The organism is Aeromonas sp. R10-2 (assembly GCF_040908445.1).
In the GTDB taxonomy this organism is placed as follows: Bacteria; Pseudomonadota; Gammaproteobacteria; order Enterobacterales; family Aeromonadaceae; genus Aeromonas; species Aeromonas veronii.
This window is the reverse complement of record NZ_JBFODS010000089.1, coordinates 1-15,357: the sequence shown is the minus strand read 5'-3', so window position 1 is coordinate 15,357 and position 15,357 is coordinate 1. Positions and strand designations below refer to the sequence as shown.

Here is a 15,357-nt window from a genome sequence, read left to right as displayed (position 1 = left end):
CAGACATTGAAAATCAAAAATTGTTTTTGATGTTCGATGCTGTGAGTGCCCACACAGATTGCTTGATTCAAATTGTTAAAGAGCGACGCAACAGTGTGTTGCTGCGGGAGTGGAATTCTACTCAACCGCCTTCTCGAGTCAAGCCTTATTTTCAAAGGGTTTTCGAGGTTATCGACGAGGTTGTTTGCGTTGCCGCTTGCCCTGTCGATGGAGGCGCATTATAGAGATCCAGCTCACATTGGCAAGGCTTTACCGCAATAAAATTGCAAAAAAGTGCAATTTATTAGTTATTCATATCAACACACAGTCTTTATACAGACTTATCCACAGGAGTGGGTGAAATGCGGGGTTTTGTCTCCGGATAAGCGCCTCACAAGGGGACAGGCACTCATCCATCATCGCAGCACCGTCGCGTCCGACGCACTGCACCAACGGCCGCTTCTATATAAAGAGGCGTATATAGCAGTGCTTATCCCAATCCAGCCTCTTTGACCCAGCACGCTATCAACTCGCCAGCGGGAAGATCCCGGCAGCCCGATACATTCTGGCCAGCCCAGAGCGGAGAGAAGCCACTGTCCCCCGCCTTCTCGGCGGCGACGCGCAGCGGTGCCAGTGCGCCACTGGCATAGGGGAAGTGAGGGGCAAGATCCGAGAGCGGGCCCAGCTCTTTCATAAGACGGTTGACGATCCCCCGCGCCGGACGGCCACTGAACAGATTGGTCAGTGCCGTCTGCTGGCCCTCTGGTGAATGGATGGCGACGCGATGCAACGCCGAGGTGGTCGCTTCATGGCAACAGAGAAAGGCGGTCCCCATCTGCACGGCGCTCGCCCCCATTGCCAACGCGTTGGCGATCCCCTTGCCATCGACGATACCGCCAGCGGCAATCACCGGCAGATCGGTCACCGCGAGGATTTGTGCCAGCAGGGTCAAGGTGCTCTGCTGCAAGGCGAGATCATCGGAGAGGAAATGACCGCGATGACCGCCCGCCTCCAATCCCTGAGCGATGATGGCATCGGCGCCGTATTGAGCGAGCCATACAGCCTCCGCCACCGTGGTGGCGCTGGCCAAGACCTTGGCCCCCGCAGCCTTCACTTGAGCAAGCAGCTCGGGAGCGGGCAGGCCGAAGTGGAAGCTGACCACCGCCGGTCTGAACTCAGCCACCATGGCGGCATGATCCTCATTGAAAGGTGCACGGCTTGGCGCCGTCGTAACGGTTGGGGGAAGTGTGCCGAACTCGGCGTAGTAGGGAGCAAGCCGCTGCTGCCAGCGGGCCAGTGCAACGGGATCAGGTTCCCGTTGCTGATGGCAGAAGAAGTTGATGTTAAATGGCCCAAGGCCACTTTGGGCAAGTCGCTCCAGCTCGCTGCGCAGCTCCGCTGATGTGAGCATAGCGGCAGGCAAGGAGCCCAAGCCGCCCGCACGGGTCACGGCCAGCGCCAGCTCGCTACCCTGCACACCGGCCATCGGCGCCTGAATAATGGGATAACGCATTCCCAGCTCGGCAAACAGGCTCATCCGTTCACCCCGAGCAGCATTGCCCGCTCTTGCGGGCCAAACCGGTTGTTGCCATCCATCTGTCAGACTCCTTTCCGATAGCTATGGTTACACATCAGGCCCACAAGGGGCCCGATGAAGAGAGTGGAGGCTTAACGCACGCTGCGCAGCAGGAAGTCCGGCTGACCGCAGGAGCGGCGCTCGCGCTTTTGCATCTCGGCGGAGCAGGTGACCGCATCTGTCCCCTCTTTATTGACGCAGATATAGACCTCCCGCAGGAAGCGGCCACCATCGGCGCAAGCCACCGTGATGTTGTCGGGGACCAGCCACTCGTTGGCGCTCGCCAGATCGGCCTTGAGCTGGAAGCTGGTTTTGCGCAGCGGCTCTTCCGGGGATTGATAAGCCGCCGGGATCTTCACCTTCTGGCGCAAATCACTCGCCAGCTTATGGAAGGCCTGCTGGCTCAGGCCGGAGCAGGTGCCGTGCTTCTCCCACTCATGGCGATAGAGGAAACGGCTGGGGTAGAGGTCAGCAAACTCGCTCTCCATATCGGGATTGAGCCGTTCGCGGGTGCAGTTGCTGGGGTAACCGCGATCGTACTGAGGCCAGAGACCGTGCAGCACAAAGCCCAGCTTACGGGAACACTGGTCCCGATCCGCCGGTTTGACGGCACAATGCTCGGGCGACCAGGAGAGCGCCATGGCGTAATAGTCAAACGCCCCCGCCTCCCCTTTGGCCTGCACGGCCGAGGAGAGCAATAAACCACCCGCCAACAGGGCAATCATCTTCTTCATCTTTATATGTCCATCTAACGCGACTCGGGATAACAGCCATGCTCCCATATTCTGGCGACCGGAAACAGCCATGCTGAGACGCCGCGCGACAAGGGTCAGACCAGTCAGGGGTTTCACCAGAGGGCGAGCAGGGGTAAGCTGACCGACCGGTAGGCTCCTCGTCCACCACTAGATAATCCCTCTTGGCAACCACAGGATGTAACATGATCCGCAAGAATCCCTCCGGCCATCTGCCTGTCATCGACGAATCCGCCTATATCGACAAGACCGCCATCATCTGCGGCAAGGTGATCATCAAAGAGAATGTTTTTGTCGGCCCCTATGCAGTGATCCGCGCCGACGAAGTGGATGCCAACGGCGAGATGGAACCCATCGTCATCGGCGCCAACTCCAATATTCAGGATGGCGTGGTGATCCACTCCAAATCCGGCGCCGCCGTCACCATCGGCGAGTACACCTCCATCGCCCACCGCTCCATCGTCCACGGGCCATGCGAAGTGGGGAACCGGGTCTTTATCGGTTTCAACAGCGTGCTGTTCAACTGCCATATCGGCGATGGTGCCGTGGTGCGACACAACTCGGTGATCGATGGCTGCGATCTGCCGCCGGAGTTCTACGTCCCCTCCACCACCCGCATCAACCAGCAGAGCGATCTGACCCATATCCCTCGGGTTTCGGTCGATGCCGCCGAGTTCTCCGAAGACGTGGCCCACACCAATATCGATCTTGTCAAAGGGTACAAGGCGCTCTCCAACGAGTTCTGAGCCCTTTCTTTATTACCAGAGAACAAAACGGGCGCCGAGGCGCCCGTTTTTCATCTGACTATCTATGAAGGCTAGATGGCCCTGACGCAGGTGGCGGCATGAGCCTCATCCGCCAGATCCCACAGCGGATCACCAGTGCTCAGGTCGAGCAGCGGCAGCTCACCATCATCATTGGCAGTCGCATCGCTACTCCAGTAGCGGTTGTAGAGCGGCCACCCCTGCTGCTGAAGCAACTGATCCGTCGCGCCATCCTTATTGTAGACAGCAAACAGCGCCTCCAGCTCGGCCCGGGTCGGCAGACGCCAATCATCATGACCGCGTGCCACCAGCTGCTGGCAGTAATCCCGCGCCCGTGCCTGACCCATGGTCACATACTCCAGCGGGAAGGGGTTGTAGTCGCCATCGCTGTCACTGCTCACACCGTCATAGGAGATGGACAGACGCTCCGCCTCGTCCCTGGTCAGCTGGCAGACAAAGGCCAGCTTGCCCGCCACCAGCTCGGGTTGACGACAGCCCCGGGCAAAATCGGGCTGGGCATCCACCACCTGCACCATCACGGTCAACGTGTGACGAGCCGTGGTCGCCACCAGTCGTGCCGTACCGACCGCCACACCGCGTACCTCGCCCTGCGGACTCACGGTGGCGAACTCCGGCTGTTCGCTGCGCCACTCAACAGGCGCATCGAGCGGGCCGAGAGAGCCATCGCTCAGTTGCCACTGCAGTTGGAGAGGAAGCGTCCGCCCCACTTCCAGCTGAGGCTGGGCAGGCAGCACAGCCAATCCGGTGATCACCGCTCCCACCGGAGTCGGGTCATCCGCCTCACTCACCCCCAGCTCGGCAACCGTGGCTGGGGTGCGGCGCGGCTCGGCCGAGGCGCTGCGCAAAAACTCGCCGATGGCATCGAGCTCGTCGTTGCTAAGGCCAAGAGCATGCAGGTGATCGGAGGCCTTGGGGAAGAAGGGATCGTATTGATCCGCACCGGTCGGGAAGCCGACCCCGCTGCTCCACTTGGTCACGCCAAAGTTGTACATGGCCACCACCCCCTGCACCGAACCACCGATACGCTGGGCCAGGATCGGGAAGATACCGTTGTGCATATAGGGGCCGGTAAAGGCGACGTCCCGCAGACTGGGGGTCTTGAAGCGGCCGATGTCCGCCTTGTTGCGGGTCTGCAGGAAGCGCCCGCGATCTTCCAGCTTGCCGCGACCGTAATAGGTGAGCCCCACACTCTCGAACCCGTGTTGACTCAGCAGCGGGCCCGAGTGGCAGTTCATGCAGCGGCCATCGGTGCGGTAGAGGTGCATCCCCCACAGCGCCTTGTCACTGAGCGCCTGACTATCCCCTTTGACGAAGCGCTCAAAATCGCTGTCGCGGCTGATGATGGTGCGCTCGAAAGTGGCGATCGCCTTGGCGATCCGCTCCAGCGTGATCCCCTGATCGCCAAAGGCGGTGGCAAAAGCAGCCTGATATTCGGGGCTGGCCTGCAAACGGGCCAGCAGCTCGTCATGGCTCAGCGCCATTTCGATGGGGTTCTGGATCGGGTGAAGCGACTGCTCCTCCAGCGTGGCGACCCGCCCGTCCCAGAACTGGGTAGAGCTGAAGGCGCTGTTGAGGATGGAGGGGGCGTTGCGATTCCCCTTCTGGCCCAGATGACCGACCGATACGCTCAGGCCGTCGCTCCACCCCTTTTGCGGATCGTGGCAACTGGCACAGCTGATGTCCCGTCCCTTGGAGAGCTGCTTGTCGAAAAAGAGCTGCTGACCCAGCACCACCTTGGCCCGGCTATAGGGGTTGTCGGCCGGGAAAGGCACCGCCGGCAGCGGCCCCAGCTCCTGCCATTCCACCCCTTCATCCACCCGGGCGGCAGGCCATTGGGCTGACGCGCCGCTGTATTGGGCGCGCAGAACCGCCATGTCCGGCTTACTGCTGTCGCGTACCACGGAGGGTCGCACCGGATAGGGTGCCAGCGCATACCAGAGCAAACTGCCCTCTCCCTCATCCAGCCAGGTTCGGGTCGCCAGCTGATAGAGACGGGGCTGACCCGCACCATCCTGCAGCCAGAGCTGGGCAGGCAGGGTGACGGCAAAGGTATTGGGGTAGCGCCATGCCGACTGGTCACTGCTCAGCAGCCGCTCGAACTCGGTGAGGGTCGGCAGGCGCCAGTCGCTGCGGCCACAACCGCTCGGCACCGCCGCCAGTTGTGGTTGGCTGGCAACCGTCAACACACTGGAGTCACTGCCATAAAGCCAGTACTGGCTGCCCTTGACCCCGCTGACTGTGCGCACATCGTGCAGGCACTGCCAGGGACCGCGTGCCACCAGCTGGCCCTGCTCATCGAGACGCAGCAGATCCGCCGTCTCCGGCTCGTCCGGCTGGCTGGGATTGGCGGGATAGAGCTGGGTGCGAGCGGACTGGATCTGGACGCTGTTGCTGCGCTGATACCAGCTACGCGCCTGCTTGTCATCGCGCAGGGCCAGCAGCATCTGCCAGCTATCGGCATAGTCGAGCACGGCACCCGGCTGGCGCTGGGCCAGCAGGAAGGCTGCGTAATCCTCAATGACCGCCTGTTGCTGCACGCGGATCTCCTCTGCCCTGCCCCACTCGGCCTGACTGAGGGAACCATCCCCGCTCTGATCCGCCAGCAGGAAGAGCGCTGTCTCCTCCTCGTTCAACCCCAGCCGCGGCACGCTGTTGCGGCGCGCCAGAGTGATCCCAGCCGAGAGATCCGCCACCCGCACCGATACCGCACGCAGTAGATAGCCCTCGTCGCTGCCAAGCAGCTCCAGCGGCTGATCCAGTTGCAGACCCGCTGGCAAGGTGATGCTGACAGGCTGGCCCGGTTCGATGGCCTGTTGCACGCGGATCCCGGTGGCGACCTGTTTCGCCTCGAGCTGTGCCCCCGCCCCCAGCCGATCGGCCACATTGACCTCTATGGTCAGGGGCACCCGGGTATGAGTCGCTGTCGGTACTATGGGTGGCGTGATGGGCGGTTCGGTCGGCTTGACGACTGGCGGGGTCACCTCAGGCGAGGGGGCCACCGACGTATTGCTGTGATTGTCATTGCATGCGGTCAGAGCCAACAGGCTGAGCAGTAAAAGGCTGGTTTTCATTCGTTATGGTTATGTGGTCAGACAAGTGCGCGATTATCCAGCCAAATACCAATCATTATCAATTGCATTCAGTTAATATGCTTTTTGACAACAACTCCTTATCAGCCAATGAGAGAGGGCAGCCTCTTTGGCTGCCCTCGCTTGCTTCAAACCCGCTTGTCGAAAGCCCGACTATCTTCAGGAGCACTTCTTCAGGCTGATATGCCAGTTGGCGCCGGATTGCACCTGATGCTTGGCGGCGAAGCTGTCCATGTTCAGCGCCACCGACACCTGCAGCAGGCTGTTGAGGTAGACCAGCGGCTGCCCTTCCGGCACGTCGCCGAAGCTGCTGACGTAAGGTGCCTTGCCGTCATATTTGACCGCATCCCCTTCGCTGATCTTGATGCAGGCGTTATCTCCCTTGTTGATCCCCGCCTTGGTCAGCAGCGCATCGTCGATATTGGTCCAGACGTTGCCGTACTGCACATCAAGGATCGGGATGGTGCCCTTGAGGGTGCCATCTTTCTCGGCGACCGCAGGCTGATAGGGGATCTTCACTACCTCGGCGGGCAGCAGCGGGCCGACCTGCTCATAACTGATGGCGCCGGAGGCGAGCCGTGCACCGGTGTAGGCGTACACATCGCGGCCGTGGAAGGTGTAGGACTTCTCGGAGCCCTTGAGGCGATTGCGCTTCTCGTCGATCTGGCGCACCGCCTCGATGCCGAAATGCTCGGCCACCAGAGTCAGGGTGCCGTTATCCGGGGTGACGATGTAGTGGCCGCTCTTGGTCTTGAGGACCACAGAGTGGCGATCGGTGCCCACGCCGGGATCCACCACGCTGACAAACACGGTGCCCTTGGGCCAATACTGCAGGGTCTGGTAGAGGCGGTAGGAGGCTTCCCAGATGTTGTAGGCCGGGATCTCGTGGGTCAGATCATAGAGCGGCAGGGTGCGATCCACCCCGAAGGCGACCCCTTTCATGGCCGATACGGCGCCATCTTTGAGGCCGAAATCGGTCTGGATCACCAGCGCTTCGTTGGCGGCGGCGATGCCGCTGGCCAGCATGAGAGCGAGCGCGATGGCGCGGGGAGCGGTGCGAATATCCATATCTGAACTCCTGAATCATCTGAGGATAACGAAACGGCAACAGCCATTTAGACATCCAGACTGCCACTAATAGATTTTTTTGCAAGGGGTTTGCGCCAAAGTGAGGGGCGACTCGCAGAAATTGTGCTCGCCAAACGGCGACAGCGGGGGTATCAAAGGCAGAATGGGAAAACGTTTACAATACAGGAGCCCGGCACCATGACACAACCCGTACCCGAGATGATGACCCTGCTGCTGGAGATTGGTGAACAGAGCAGTCAGGTCTGGCTGAGCCAGCCAGATGGGGCCCCGTCACACTACCCGCTGGCCTTTGGCACCCACGCCATCCAGCCCGGGCCGTTTCGCCATGCGCCGCCCACCCCGCTCGAACTGGAACAGGCCATCATGGTGGTGGAAGATGAGCTGATGCGCATCGCCCCGCAGATCCCGCCCGGCTTGCAGCTGACCCTGCGCAGCCAGCCGTCACTGGCCGAAGTGCTGGGGGATAACCAGCTCGACCGGGATCTGGTGGAGCAGGCCTTTGGCCAGCTCGCCGCCATGGCGGAAGGAGATCCCCTCGCCGCCAGCTTGCTGCCCCGCGACGAGCACGTTGCCGCCGTATTGCTGATTGTCAGGGAGTGGCTGCACCATCTGGCGAGCGAAAGCGTGCTGATCGTCGAATAGCTGACTGCGCCGCCACTCACCAGCGTATCCCCCTCGGGAGCAACTGTCCGCCCATTGCCGCTGGCGACCCGCTGTCGGCGATGAACGGCAGCGGCGGACTCTTCCGGACTTGCTTTGACGTATACTCCAGCTAATCTGGCGACCTGCCAGCAATATCACACCCTTTTCACTCTGGAGGCGCCCCTCGCCATGGCTTGGCATAAGGTTAGAATCGAACACCCCAAACTGACGCTGCTGGGGGTAACCCTGCTAATACTGACCGGATTGGGCTGCGTGTTCTATTACACCTATCAGAGCCTGCGCCACGACATGAACCTCATCACCGCCAAGCAGAAGAACGTGTTCGACGTGTTCTACCAGCGGGCCAAGATCCTCGAGGTGGAGAACATCACCAGCTATCTCGCCTACCAGCGGTCGCTGGAGACTCCCGCCCACCTCGTTCGCAACGAGTCGAACACCAACTACCTCTATGGCTACGACCTGAGAAGCAAGCACCGCTTTGCCGATGTGCCGCTGCAATACCCGGCCGCCAATATCCTCAACACCTTCCGCTATGCCCTCTCCTATCCGGAAGTGATCAACATCTACACCATCTGGAACGACTACCGGCTGATCGGCATGGTGGCCGACAACAAGCTGCTGCCCGCCAGACTGGCGCCGATCAAGGTGGATCTGATGACACTGCCCGCCTGGTATCACTACTTCGGTTGCGCCAGCTTTGCACCCGGCCGCCCTTTCTGCAGCGCCGATGAGGCCTTTGTCTCCGATATCCGTATCGACAGCTTCAGCATGCGCAAAACCATAGTGATGAGCTTCCCCTTCATTCATCAGTCGGGGCGCGGCGGTTACAAATACGGGCTGCTCGGTATCGATATCGCCGTCGATGAAGCATTTAACGATGTGTTGCGCCCCTTCGATACCATCAACCCGACCCGCACCAACATATCGTTTGAAGCCGCCGAGCCCTGCAGCCCGAGGCATCTCTGCCTGAGCAAACCCTTTATGCGCACCAAGGCGGGGGATGATCTCTATCTGAAGTGGTCCTACAGCTGGTTCGATTTCGTCAAGCTGGCCCTGCAAAGTGCGGCCTTCAAGGTCTATCTCATCGTGCTGTTGCTGGGCATGGTGGCCTGGAAGCAGATCTACCTGCGGCTGCGCACCCTGGCGCACACCGACCACCTGACCCTGCTGCCACGCCGGGATGTGCTCTGCCAGAGCCTGCTCCATGAGCACGACTACCTGATGATCCTCGATATCGACAACTTCAAGTCGATCAACGACACCTATGGCCATGGCGTCGGTGATCTGGCACTGGTCGCCTTTGCCCGCCATCTCAGAAGCAATATCCGCAAGGTGGACAGCGCCATCCGCTGGGGCGGCGAGGAGTTTATCGTGCTGTTCAAGGGGATGGAGGATGACGAGATGATGATCCACTCAGCTGGTCGCCTGCTGGATCGACCATTGGGGATCCCCGAGCTGCCCACCCCCATCACCTTCTCCGCCGGGGTGATCCGCATTCGTGACTACCTCACCGTCACCGAGGCGGTGCATCTGGCCGATGAGCTGCTCTACCACGTCAAACAGCACGGCAAACACAACATCGCCTGCTACGAGGGCAAAAAGATCCGGCTGATCCGCCCGTTGCCGGACGACGCAGAGGCATAGCCGCCTTCTGCCCCTCCCCCTGCTTCTGTTACCATCGCGGCCACGATCACTCACTGCATCGTGGCCGCTGGCCGCGATAACCCCGACTGGTGCCCCTATGTCCACAGCCTCCTTTGCCGAACTGGCCCTCTCCCCCCGCTTGCAGCAGACCCTGACCGAGCTCGGCTATGCCGTACCGACCCCCATTCAGGCTCGCGCCATTCCGGTCATTCTGGCGGGGCGGGATCTGATGGCGGGCGCCCAGACCGGCACCGGCAAAACCGCCGCCTTTGTGCTGCCGCTGCTGGAGCAGTTGCTGGCGCAGCCGCAAATGGAGTCCCAACGCCCGATCCGCGCGCTGGTGCTGGTGCCGACCCGCGAGCTGGCGGTGCAGGTCGCCGAGAGCGTGGCGCGCTACGGGCAAGGCAGCGGTCTCACCAGTACCCTGGTCTACGGCGGGGTGAGTATCGCGGCGCAGGTGGAAGCGCTGAAACAGGGCGTTGATATCCTGATCGCCACCCCGGGCCGGCTGCTCGACCATCTGCGTCAGGGGGCATTGAGCCTTGAGCACCTCCGCCATCTGGTGTTTGACGAGGCGGATCGAATGCTCGACATGGGCTTTATGGACGAGATCAAGGCGCTGCTCAAACAGATCCCGACGGATCGCCAGACCCTGCTCTTCTCCGCCACCTGCGACGACAACCTGTTTGCCCTCTGCAAGGTGCTGCTGCGTGACCCCGAGCTGATTGAAGTGGCACCGCGCAACACCACGGCGGCCGAGGTGGAGCAGCGGGTTTATACGGTGGACAGCGATCGCAAGCTGGCGCTGGTCGAACACATGCTCAAAGTGAAAGGGTGGGCACCGGCGCTTATCTTCAGCCGCACCCGCCAAGGGGCGGACAAGCTGGCCCAGCAGCTCGGCAAGGCGGGCATCAATGCCCTCGCCTTCCACGGCGATCTGTCGCAGAGCGCGCGGGAAAAAGTGCTGCTGGAGTTTCGCGCCGGCACCCTGCAAGCGCTGGTAGCCACCGACGTGGCGGCTCGCGGCCTCGATATCAGCGACCTCAACTATGTGATTAATCTCGAATTCCCGTTTGTGGCCGAGGATTACGTCCACCGCATCGGTCGCACCGGCCGTGCCGGCAACAAGGGGCTGGCCATCACATTGTTCAGCCCGGAAGATGCGCCGCTGCTGGAGAAGGTGGAAGCGGTACTCGACACCCGCTTGCCCCAGCAGTGGTTCCCGGGCTTTGAACCGGATCTGACCCGCTTCGAGCCCGAGCCACGCCGCAACAGCAAGGCGGCCCAGAAGCAACGCGCCAGAAAGCAGGCGCTCGCTGGCAACAAGGGTGGCAAGGGCAAGCGTTAAGCTGCCGCCACCCCACCCACAAAAAACGCCCGCATGGGCGTTTTTTGTTATCTGACAGGGGCCAGCTCTTGGCGAGTAGCACCCTAGCGGGTCGCCAGCACCAGTGGCAGGGATCGCAAGATCTGCCGCTCCGCCAGGGTCGAGAGGATAAACATCACCAGATAACCGAGCCCCTGCGCCACGATAATCGCCACCACGTTGGCGGTGAACTCGGCCACCAGATAGTAGGCGGCGACCAGCGCCACTATGCCCGCCAGCCGGATCAGCAAACTCTGGGTAAAGTGGCCGTGAGCCTTGATATAGGCGAGCTGATAGCCGTTGAGCATCATAAAAATGAAGAAGATGGAGAAGTGGAACAGCACGGGCACTGCCCCCACGTAGTCGGCGGGGAAGAACAGCAACACCAGCGGCTTGCCCGCCAGCAGCATCAAACCAAAGAAGGCCAGACTGACGATGGCGGAGAGGCGGAAGATCCAGCGGCGGATCAGCCTTATCTGATGGTGATCGCCATTGCGCAGATTGACCGCCAGCTCCGGCAGCACGAAGCGGTAGATGGGGAAGACAAACAGGGTGGTCATATAGGTGAAGATGGGGCGCACCACCACCTGAAAATCCCCCAGTTCGTCGATGCTGAAGTGGCGAATGGTGAGCAGCACAGTGATATAGATCATCAAGATACTGGCCCCCGCCTCCAGCGAGGCGGTAAAGCTCTTCTTCACATAGCTCACCATCTCGGGGCCGAGCGCCACCTTGGCGAGCGGCCTGGTGGCGATGGCCCGGCGCCGCGAGACATACATATAACCGGCGATGGCGAGCGACGAGAAGGTCAGCCCGTAGAAAAGCGAAGCGAGCGCATCCATCCCCAGCCCGAAATAGCAGGCCATAAACAGCAGGCCGTTGGCCAGCGGCTCCAGCCAGGTGACCCGGTTGGAGAGTTCATACATCCGGTACATGGCCACCAGATTGGTGAAGTAGACCTTGAGCCCCAGCCCGAAGATCACCCCCACCAGTTGCAGATACTCCACCCGGATATGGAGCCCGTGCTTGATATAGGGGATCACCGCTCCCCAGGTGAGCAGCACGATGCCGATGAGGAAGTAGCAAAAGATATTGATGATGTCCCGATCGTTCTTGGTCTGGGAGTAGCTCACCACCATGGAGGAGCGAAAACCGGTCATCAAGATAAAGGAGAGGGAGATCAAATCCACCACGCTGTTGAACAGCGCCAGCTCCCCCTTGGCGACCCACTGCGCCAGCCACACCTTGAAGGCGAAGCCGATAACGATGCTGACCAGCGAGGCCCACATCCCGGTGATAAAGGCCTGCTTGAGGCGCGCAAGAGAGGCGTATTGCATAACGAAAATGGATAACTTTCAGGGAAAAGAGAGAAGGCCATCTTATGAAAGCCTCCCTCCCTTGAACAGCCTTAATCTCGGCGCACCAACAGCCATAAAAGCAAAACGCCCGCTTATTTCCTGAAAGCGGGCCTTTTGTAGTGGGCCGTTATGGCCGCAGAGTGCAGCAATGGTAAGGCTTGCAGGCTGTCAGTCGCGCAGCCGCTATGACTGCGGCGCCGCCTTGATCAGCGCTTCATAGTGATCAATCAGCTCGGGGCCGTGCAGCGGTGAGTCGTGACCGCCGATCACCGTCTTGATCGGCAGCTTCATCGCTTTGAGCCGCTCGATGGTCTGCGGATAGGCCTTCACATTGGCAAAGCTCAGGTTGCCCAGCTTCTCCTTGAGGATGCAGTTGCCATAGAGCACCTGCTGGTCGGGGAAGTAGACAAAGATGCCGTCCGGCGTGTGGGCCGGGCCCACGTAGAAGGCGCGCACCTTGCCCTCTTGCAGTGTGAAGTCGCCATCGTGCACCACGTTCGGCAGCACCAGCGGCAGATCCGGGTACTCCGGCAGCCCCTTGCGGGTAAAGGCGACAATCTCGGCCCAATCGCTCTTCATCAGATCCCGGGTCTGACGGGTCGCCACCACCTTGGCCCCGATGGACTTCCAGTAAGCGTTACCGCCAGCCCGATCGGTGTGATAGTTGGTGTTGATCACCTCCAGCACCGGCTTGCTGCTGACTCTTTTTATCAGCTTGTGCAGCTCACGGGCGGTATCCGGTGTCCAGGTCGCCCCCACCACCGTCACCCCCTTGGCCCCGAAATAGACCATGGAGTTTTCCTTTACGTAGTAGTTATCTTCGACCACGTAGACAGGGCCGCTCACCTGCTTGAGTTCGATCCCCGCCGCCCGCACGCTGCCACCCCAGAAACTCGCCATCAGCACCACGGCCCCGGCCAACCCGCACTTTATCCAACTTTTCATCATCTTGCTCCCTCGAACCAACCGCCCCCTCGCCACCCCTGTGGCAAGCCGGGCCTTTTAAGCAGTGGGCAGAAGATACGGGGGATTTGTGAGGGGAAAATGAGGTTGTGTGAAGAGAAGGTGAAGTCTGGGGGAAGTCAGGGGAAAGTACGGAGAAATCAGCAGCGACCTCCTGTTCGTGAACGTCCGAATACGCTGCGCCATTCGAACCTGCAACACAGATAGCGGCCCCTCACCCTAACCCTCTCCCGGGGGAGAGGGGATGGCCCATGCCAATTCCAAACTCCCATCCCCACCCGTACCTCGCACGTAAAGCACTGTCAGCTGAACCGTTTTGCCCCCTTCTCCCCTTGCGGGAGAAGGGCTGGGGATGAGGGGGAGGTAACAATAAGTCCCATTATATAGGGTCGATTAGTGCAGCGTAATCGTCCGTTTACCGGCGTTTTTCAAGATAGTTGTCGCGCAAAGCTGTTTTAAGCAGCCTCTTTTTGCTCCGGCTCGGGTTTCTCGGGCCGCTCCGGATTTAGCATCACGGCACCGATAGGTGTCCAGTCTCGCGTCTTGCCACTCCACCTCGCTGGGTGTTGTGCTCGGGCGGCCTGGTACACAGCATCCCGTTTCGCCAGCAGGGCTTTATCGTCACCCCGATGCCGCTCGTTGGGTGTGACGAAGCGGATACGGCTATGCCGGTGCTCTTCGTTATACCAGGCCATAAAGTCGCGCACCCACTCCCTGGCCGCTTCCAGACTGGCAAAGCCGTCTGATGGCCACTGCGGACAGTACTTCAGCGTCCTGAACAATGACTCCGAGTACGGATTATCGTTGCTGACCCGAGGCCGTCCCCGCGAGGGCGTGACACCCAGGTCATGCATCTTGGTCAGCAGCGTGACTGACTTCATTGGCGCGCCGTTGTCCGAGTGCAAGACCAGCGGCTGCTTCCAGCACTGCTCGCGGATGATGCTCCGTTGCAGCAACGCCGCCGCCCGTTCACCGCACTCTTGCTCATGCACTTCCCAGCCCACCCCTTTGCGGCTGTAGATGTCCTCTATCAGATAGAGGTAGTAATACTGGCCGCGCACGAGTGACGGCAAGTAGGTGATATCCCAGGACCACACTTGATTGGGCCCAGTCGCGGTATGGCTGGTTGGTACCGGCACATGGCGCGGTGGCTGGCTCCGGCCACGCCTGTGCTGCTGGTCAGCCGCCCGCAAGATGCGATAGAAGCTCGACTCACTGGCCAAGTAGCGCCCCTGGTCGGCCAGCCGTGGCACAATTTGACTCGGCGGCAACGAGGCGAACTCCTGGCTATTGCAGACGTCCAGCACGGCCTGCCGCTCCTCTGGGCTCAATGCATGAGCAGGTATGGAACGAACCGCATCCGGTCGCCTATCGGCACTCAGCTCAGGCCCGGCCAACCAGCGCTGGAGCGTGCGCAGACTCAGCCCCAACACCTCGGCCGCAGGATGCTTGCGGGCGCCAGCTTCAAGCGCTTCGCGCCACCATGCAACGTATTGCTGCCGCTCTGGCAACGAGGTCAGTTGTCCTCGTCGACGTTGCTCCAGTAGGCATCGAGCTTTTTTTGCAATATCAGCAGAGCTGCTGCCTCGGCCAGGGCCTTGTCTTTGCGCCGCAGCTCTTGCTCCAGTTGCCGGATACGCTTCTTGTCCGCTTTGGCCTGTGCCTTCTCCGCCTGTTGTAAGGTACGAGCGGATTGCTGGCCCAGAATACAGGCTTGGCGCCATTGCTGGACTTGCTCGGGATAGAGACCCTTACGGCGGCAGTACTCACTGAGTTCAATCTCGGAAAGCGCAGCGGTTTCCAGCACGACGGCGAACTTGGCCTCGGCGGGCCATTCATCGGTCAGTTTGTTGTCCCCGGGCACAGGAGACCCTCCGTCTTTGGCGTGTTTGCGCCAATTATACAGAGTGACCTCGCTGATGTTTTCCTGCCGAGCCAACTCGGCCACCGACATATTGATGGGCGGCAGCAGCTTCTTGAGCAAAGCAGCCTTGCGCTCACTTGAATAACGAGCCATTCGACACTCTTTATCCGCCCCCGGTCTTCACATTTAGATTATTCAGATTAGGCGACAACTATTCTGACACCGGGGG

Annotated in this window: 12 protein-coding genes; 5 read left to right on the top strand and 7 right to left on the bottom strand. The window is 60.6% G+C overall.

Annotation, left to right across the window (positions count from 1 at the left end; genetic code table 11):
• Window positions 1–224: hypothetical protein (locus AB5Y97_RS17720; RefSeq protein ID WP_368158601.1), on the top strand; the 224-nt coding region annotated here is incomplete at its 5' end.
• A 245-nt stretch (window positions 225–469) separates the two neighbouring features.
• Here the strand turns inward: AB5Y97_RS17720 and AB5Y97_RS17715 are convergent.
• Window positions 470–1,516, bottom strand: a complete 1,047-nt coding sequence (locus AB5Y97_RS17715) for an NAD(P)H-dependent flavin oxidoreductase (protein WP_368158598.1) — start codon at window positions 1,514–1,516, stop codon at window positions 470–472.
• A 131-nt stretch (window positions 1,517–1,647) separates the two neighbouring features.
• The gene (locus AB5Y97_RS17710; RefSeq protein ID WP_103252389.1) at window positions 1,648–2,289 is read right to left on the bottom strand and encodes a ribonuclease; all 642 of its coding nucleotides are present in this window, start codon (window positions 2,287–2,289) and stop codon (window positions 1,648–1,650) included.
• A gap of 203 nt (window positions 2,290–2,492) precedes the next feature.
• Between AB5Y97_RS17710 and AB5Y97_RS17705 the strand changes: the two genes are divergently transcribed.
• Entirely contained in the window at window positions 2,493–3,053 is a 561-nt protein-coding gene (locus tag AB5Y97_RS17705) for a carbonate dehydratase (protein WP_005343397.1), read from the top strand.
• Between the two features lie 71 nt (window positions 3,054–3,124).
• Here AB5Y97_RS17705 and AB5Y97_RS17700 read toward each other — a convergent pair whose 3' ends face one another.
• Both AB5Y97_RS17700 and AB5Y97_RS17695 read right to left on the bottom strand, forming a co-directional pair.
• A complete protein-coding gene (locus tag AB5Y97_RS17700) occupies window positions 3,125–6,163 on the bottom strand; it encodes a cytochrome c peroxidase (protein ID WP_368158596.1) in 3,039 nt (1,012 codons plus the stop codon).
• Between the two features lie 177 nt (window positions 6,164–6,340).
• Window positions 6,341–7,249 carry an S-adenosyl-l-methionine hydroxide adenosyltransferase family protein gene (locus AB5Y97_RS17695; RefSeq protein ID WP_058053288.1) on the bottom strand — a complete coding sequence of 303 codons (909 nt, stop codon included), beginning with the start codon at window positions 7,247–7,249 and terminating at the stop codon, window positions 6,341–6,343.
• A gap of 198 nt (window positions 7,250–7,447) precedes the next feature.
• On the opposite strand from AB5Y97_RS17695, the gene AB5Y97_RS17690 reads away from it, so the two are divergent.
• The 3 genes from AB5Y97_RS17690 (at window position 7,448) to AB5Y97_RS17680 (ending at window position 10,925) form a co-directional block, all read left to right on the top strand.
• Window positions 7,448–7,912, top strand: a complete 465-nt coding sequence (locus AB5Y97_RS17690) for a hypothetical protein (RefSeq protein ID WP_335866741.1) — start codon at window positions 7,448–7,450, stop codon at window positions 7,910–7,912.
• A 189-nt stretch (window positions 7,913–8,101) separates the two neighbouring features.
• Window positions 8,102–9,577, top strand: coding sequence for a GGDEF domain-containing protein (locus tag AB5Y97_RS17685; protein WP_368158593.1), 1,476 nt, complete (start codon window positions 8,102–8,104; stop codon window positions 9,575–9,577).
• A gap of 97 nt (window positions 9,578–9,674) precedes the next feature.
• Window positions 9,675–10,925, top strand: a complete 1,251-nt coding sequence (locus tag AB5Y97_RS17680) for a DEAD/DEAH box helicase (protein ID WP_368158591.1) — start codon at window positions 9,675–9,677, stop codon at window positions 10,923–10,925.
• Window positions 10,926–11,008: 83 nt separating this feature from the next.
• Here the strand turns inward: AB5Y97_RS17680 and AB5Y97_RS17675 are convergent, their stop codons facing one another.
• The 3 genes from AB5Y97_RS17675 to AB5Y97_RS17665 all read right to left on the bottom strand — a co-directional run bounded on the left by AB5Y97_RS17675 (window position 11,009) and on the right by AB5Y97_RS17665 (window position 15,281).
• Window positions 11,009–12,280 (bottom strand): hypothetical protein, encoded by a 1,272-nt coding sequence (locus AB5Y97_RS17675; protein WP_368158589.1) that lies wholly within the window; start codon window positions 12,278–12,280, stop codon window positions 11,009–11,011.
• Between the two features lie 204 nt (window positions 12,281–12,484).
• Window positions 12,485–13,249, bottom strand: a complete 765-nt coding sequence (locus tag AB5Y97_RS17670) for a CphA family subclass B2 metallo-beta-lactamase (RefSeq protein ID WP_368158587.1) — start codon at window positions 13,247–13,249, stop codon at window positions 12,485–12,487.
• A 470-nt stretch (window positions 13,250–13,719) separates the two neighbouring features.
• Window positions 13,720–15,281, bottom strand: a protein-coding gene (locus AB5Y97_RS17665; RefSeq protein ID WP_088813959.1) for an IS3-like element ISAs20 family transposase whose coding sequence is annotated in 2 segments (ribosomal slippage) — window positions 13,720–14,819 and window positions 14,819–15,281 — 1,563 coding nt in all. Because the reading frame shifts where the segments join, the coding sequence is not laid out codon by codon here.
• Window positions 15,282–15,357: the final 76 nt, after the last annotated feature.

Coding starts and splice junctions, on each gene's coding strand:
- AB5Y97_RS17715 (WP_368158598.1), bottom strand. CDS start 1,516: ATGAGCCTGTTTGCCGAGCTGGGAATGCGTTATCCCATTATTCAGGCG.
- AB5Y97_RS17710 (WP_103252389.1), bottom strand. CDS start 2,289: ATGAAGAAGATGATTGCCCTGTTGGCGGGTGGTTTATTGCTCTCCTCG.
- AB5Y97_RS17705 (WP_005343397.1), top strand. CDS start 2,493: ATGATCCGCAAGAATCCCTCCGGCCATCTGCCTGTCATCGACGAATCC.
- AB5Y97_RS17700 (WP_368158596.1), bottom strand. CDS start 6,163: ATGAAAACCAGCCTTTTACTGCTCAGCCTGTTGGCTCTGACCGCATGC.
- AB5Y97_RS17695 (WP_058053288.1), bottom strand. CDS start 7,249: ATGGATATTCGCACCGCTCCCCGCGCCATCGCGCTCGCTCTCATGCTG.
- AB5Y97_RS17690 (WP_335866741.1), top strand. CDS start 7,448: ATGACACAACCCGTACCCGAGATGATGACCCTGCTGCTGGAGATTGGT.
- AB5Y97_RS17685 (WP_368158593.1), top strand. CDS start 8,102: ATGGCTTGGCATAAGGTTAGAATCGAACACCCCAAACTGACGCTGCTG.
- AB5Y97_RS17680 (WP_368158591.1), top strand. CDS start 9,675: ATGTCCACAGCCTCCTTTGCCGAACTGGCCCTCTCCCCCCGCTTGCAG.
- AB5Y97_RS17675 (WP_368158589.1), bottom strand. CDS start 12,280: ATGCAATACGCCTCTCTTGCGCGCCTCAAGCAGGCCTTTATCACCGGG.
- AB5Y97_RS17670 (WP_368158587.1), bottom strand. CDS start 13,249: ATGATGAAAAGTTGGATAAAGTGCGGGTTGGCCGGGGCCGTGGTGCTG.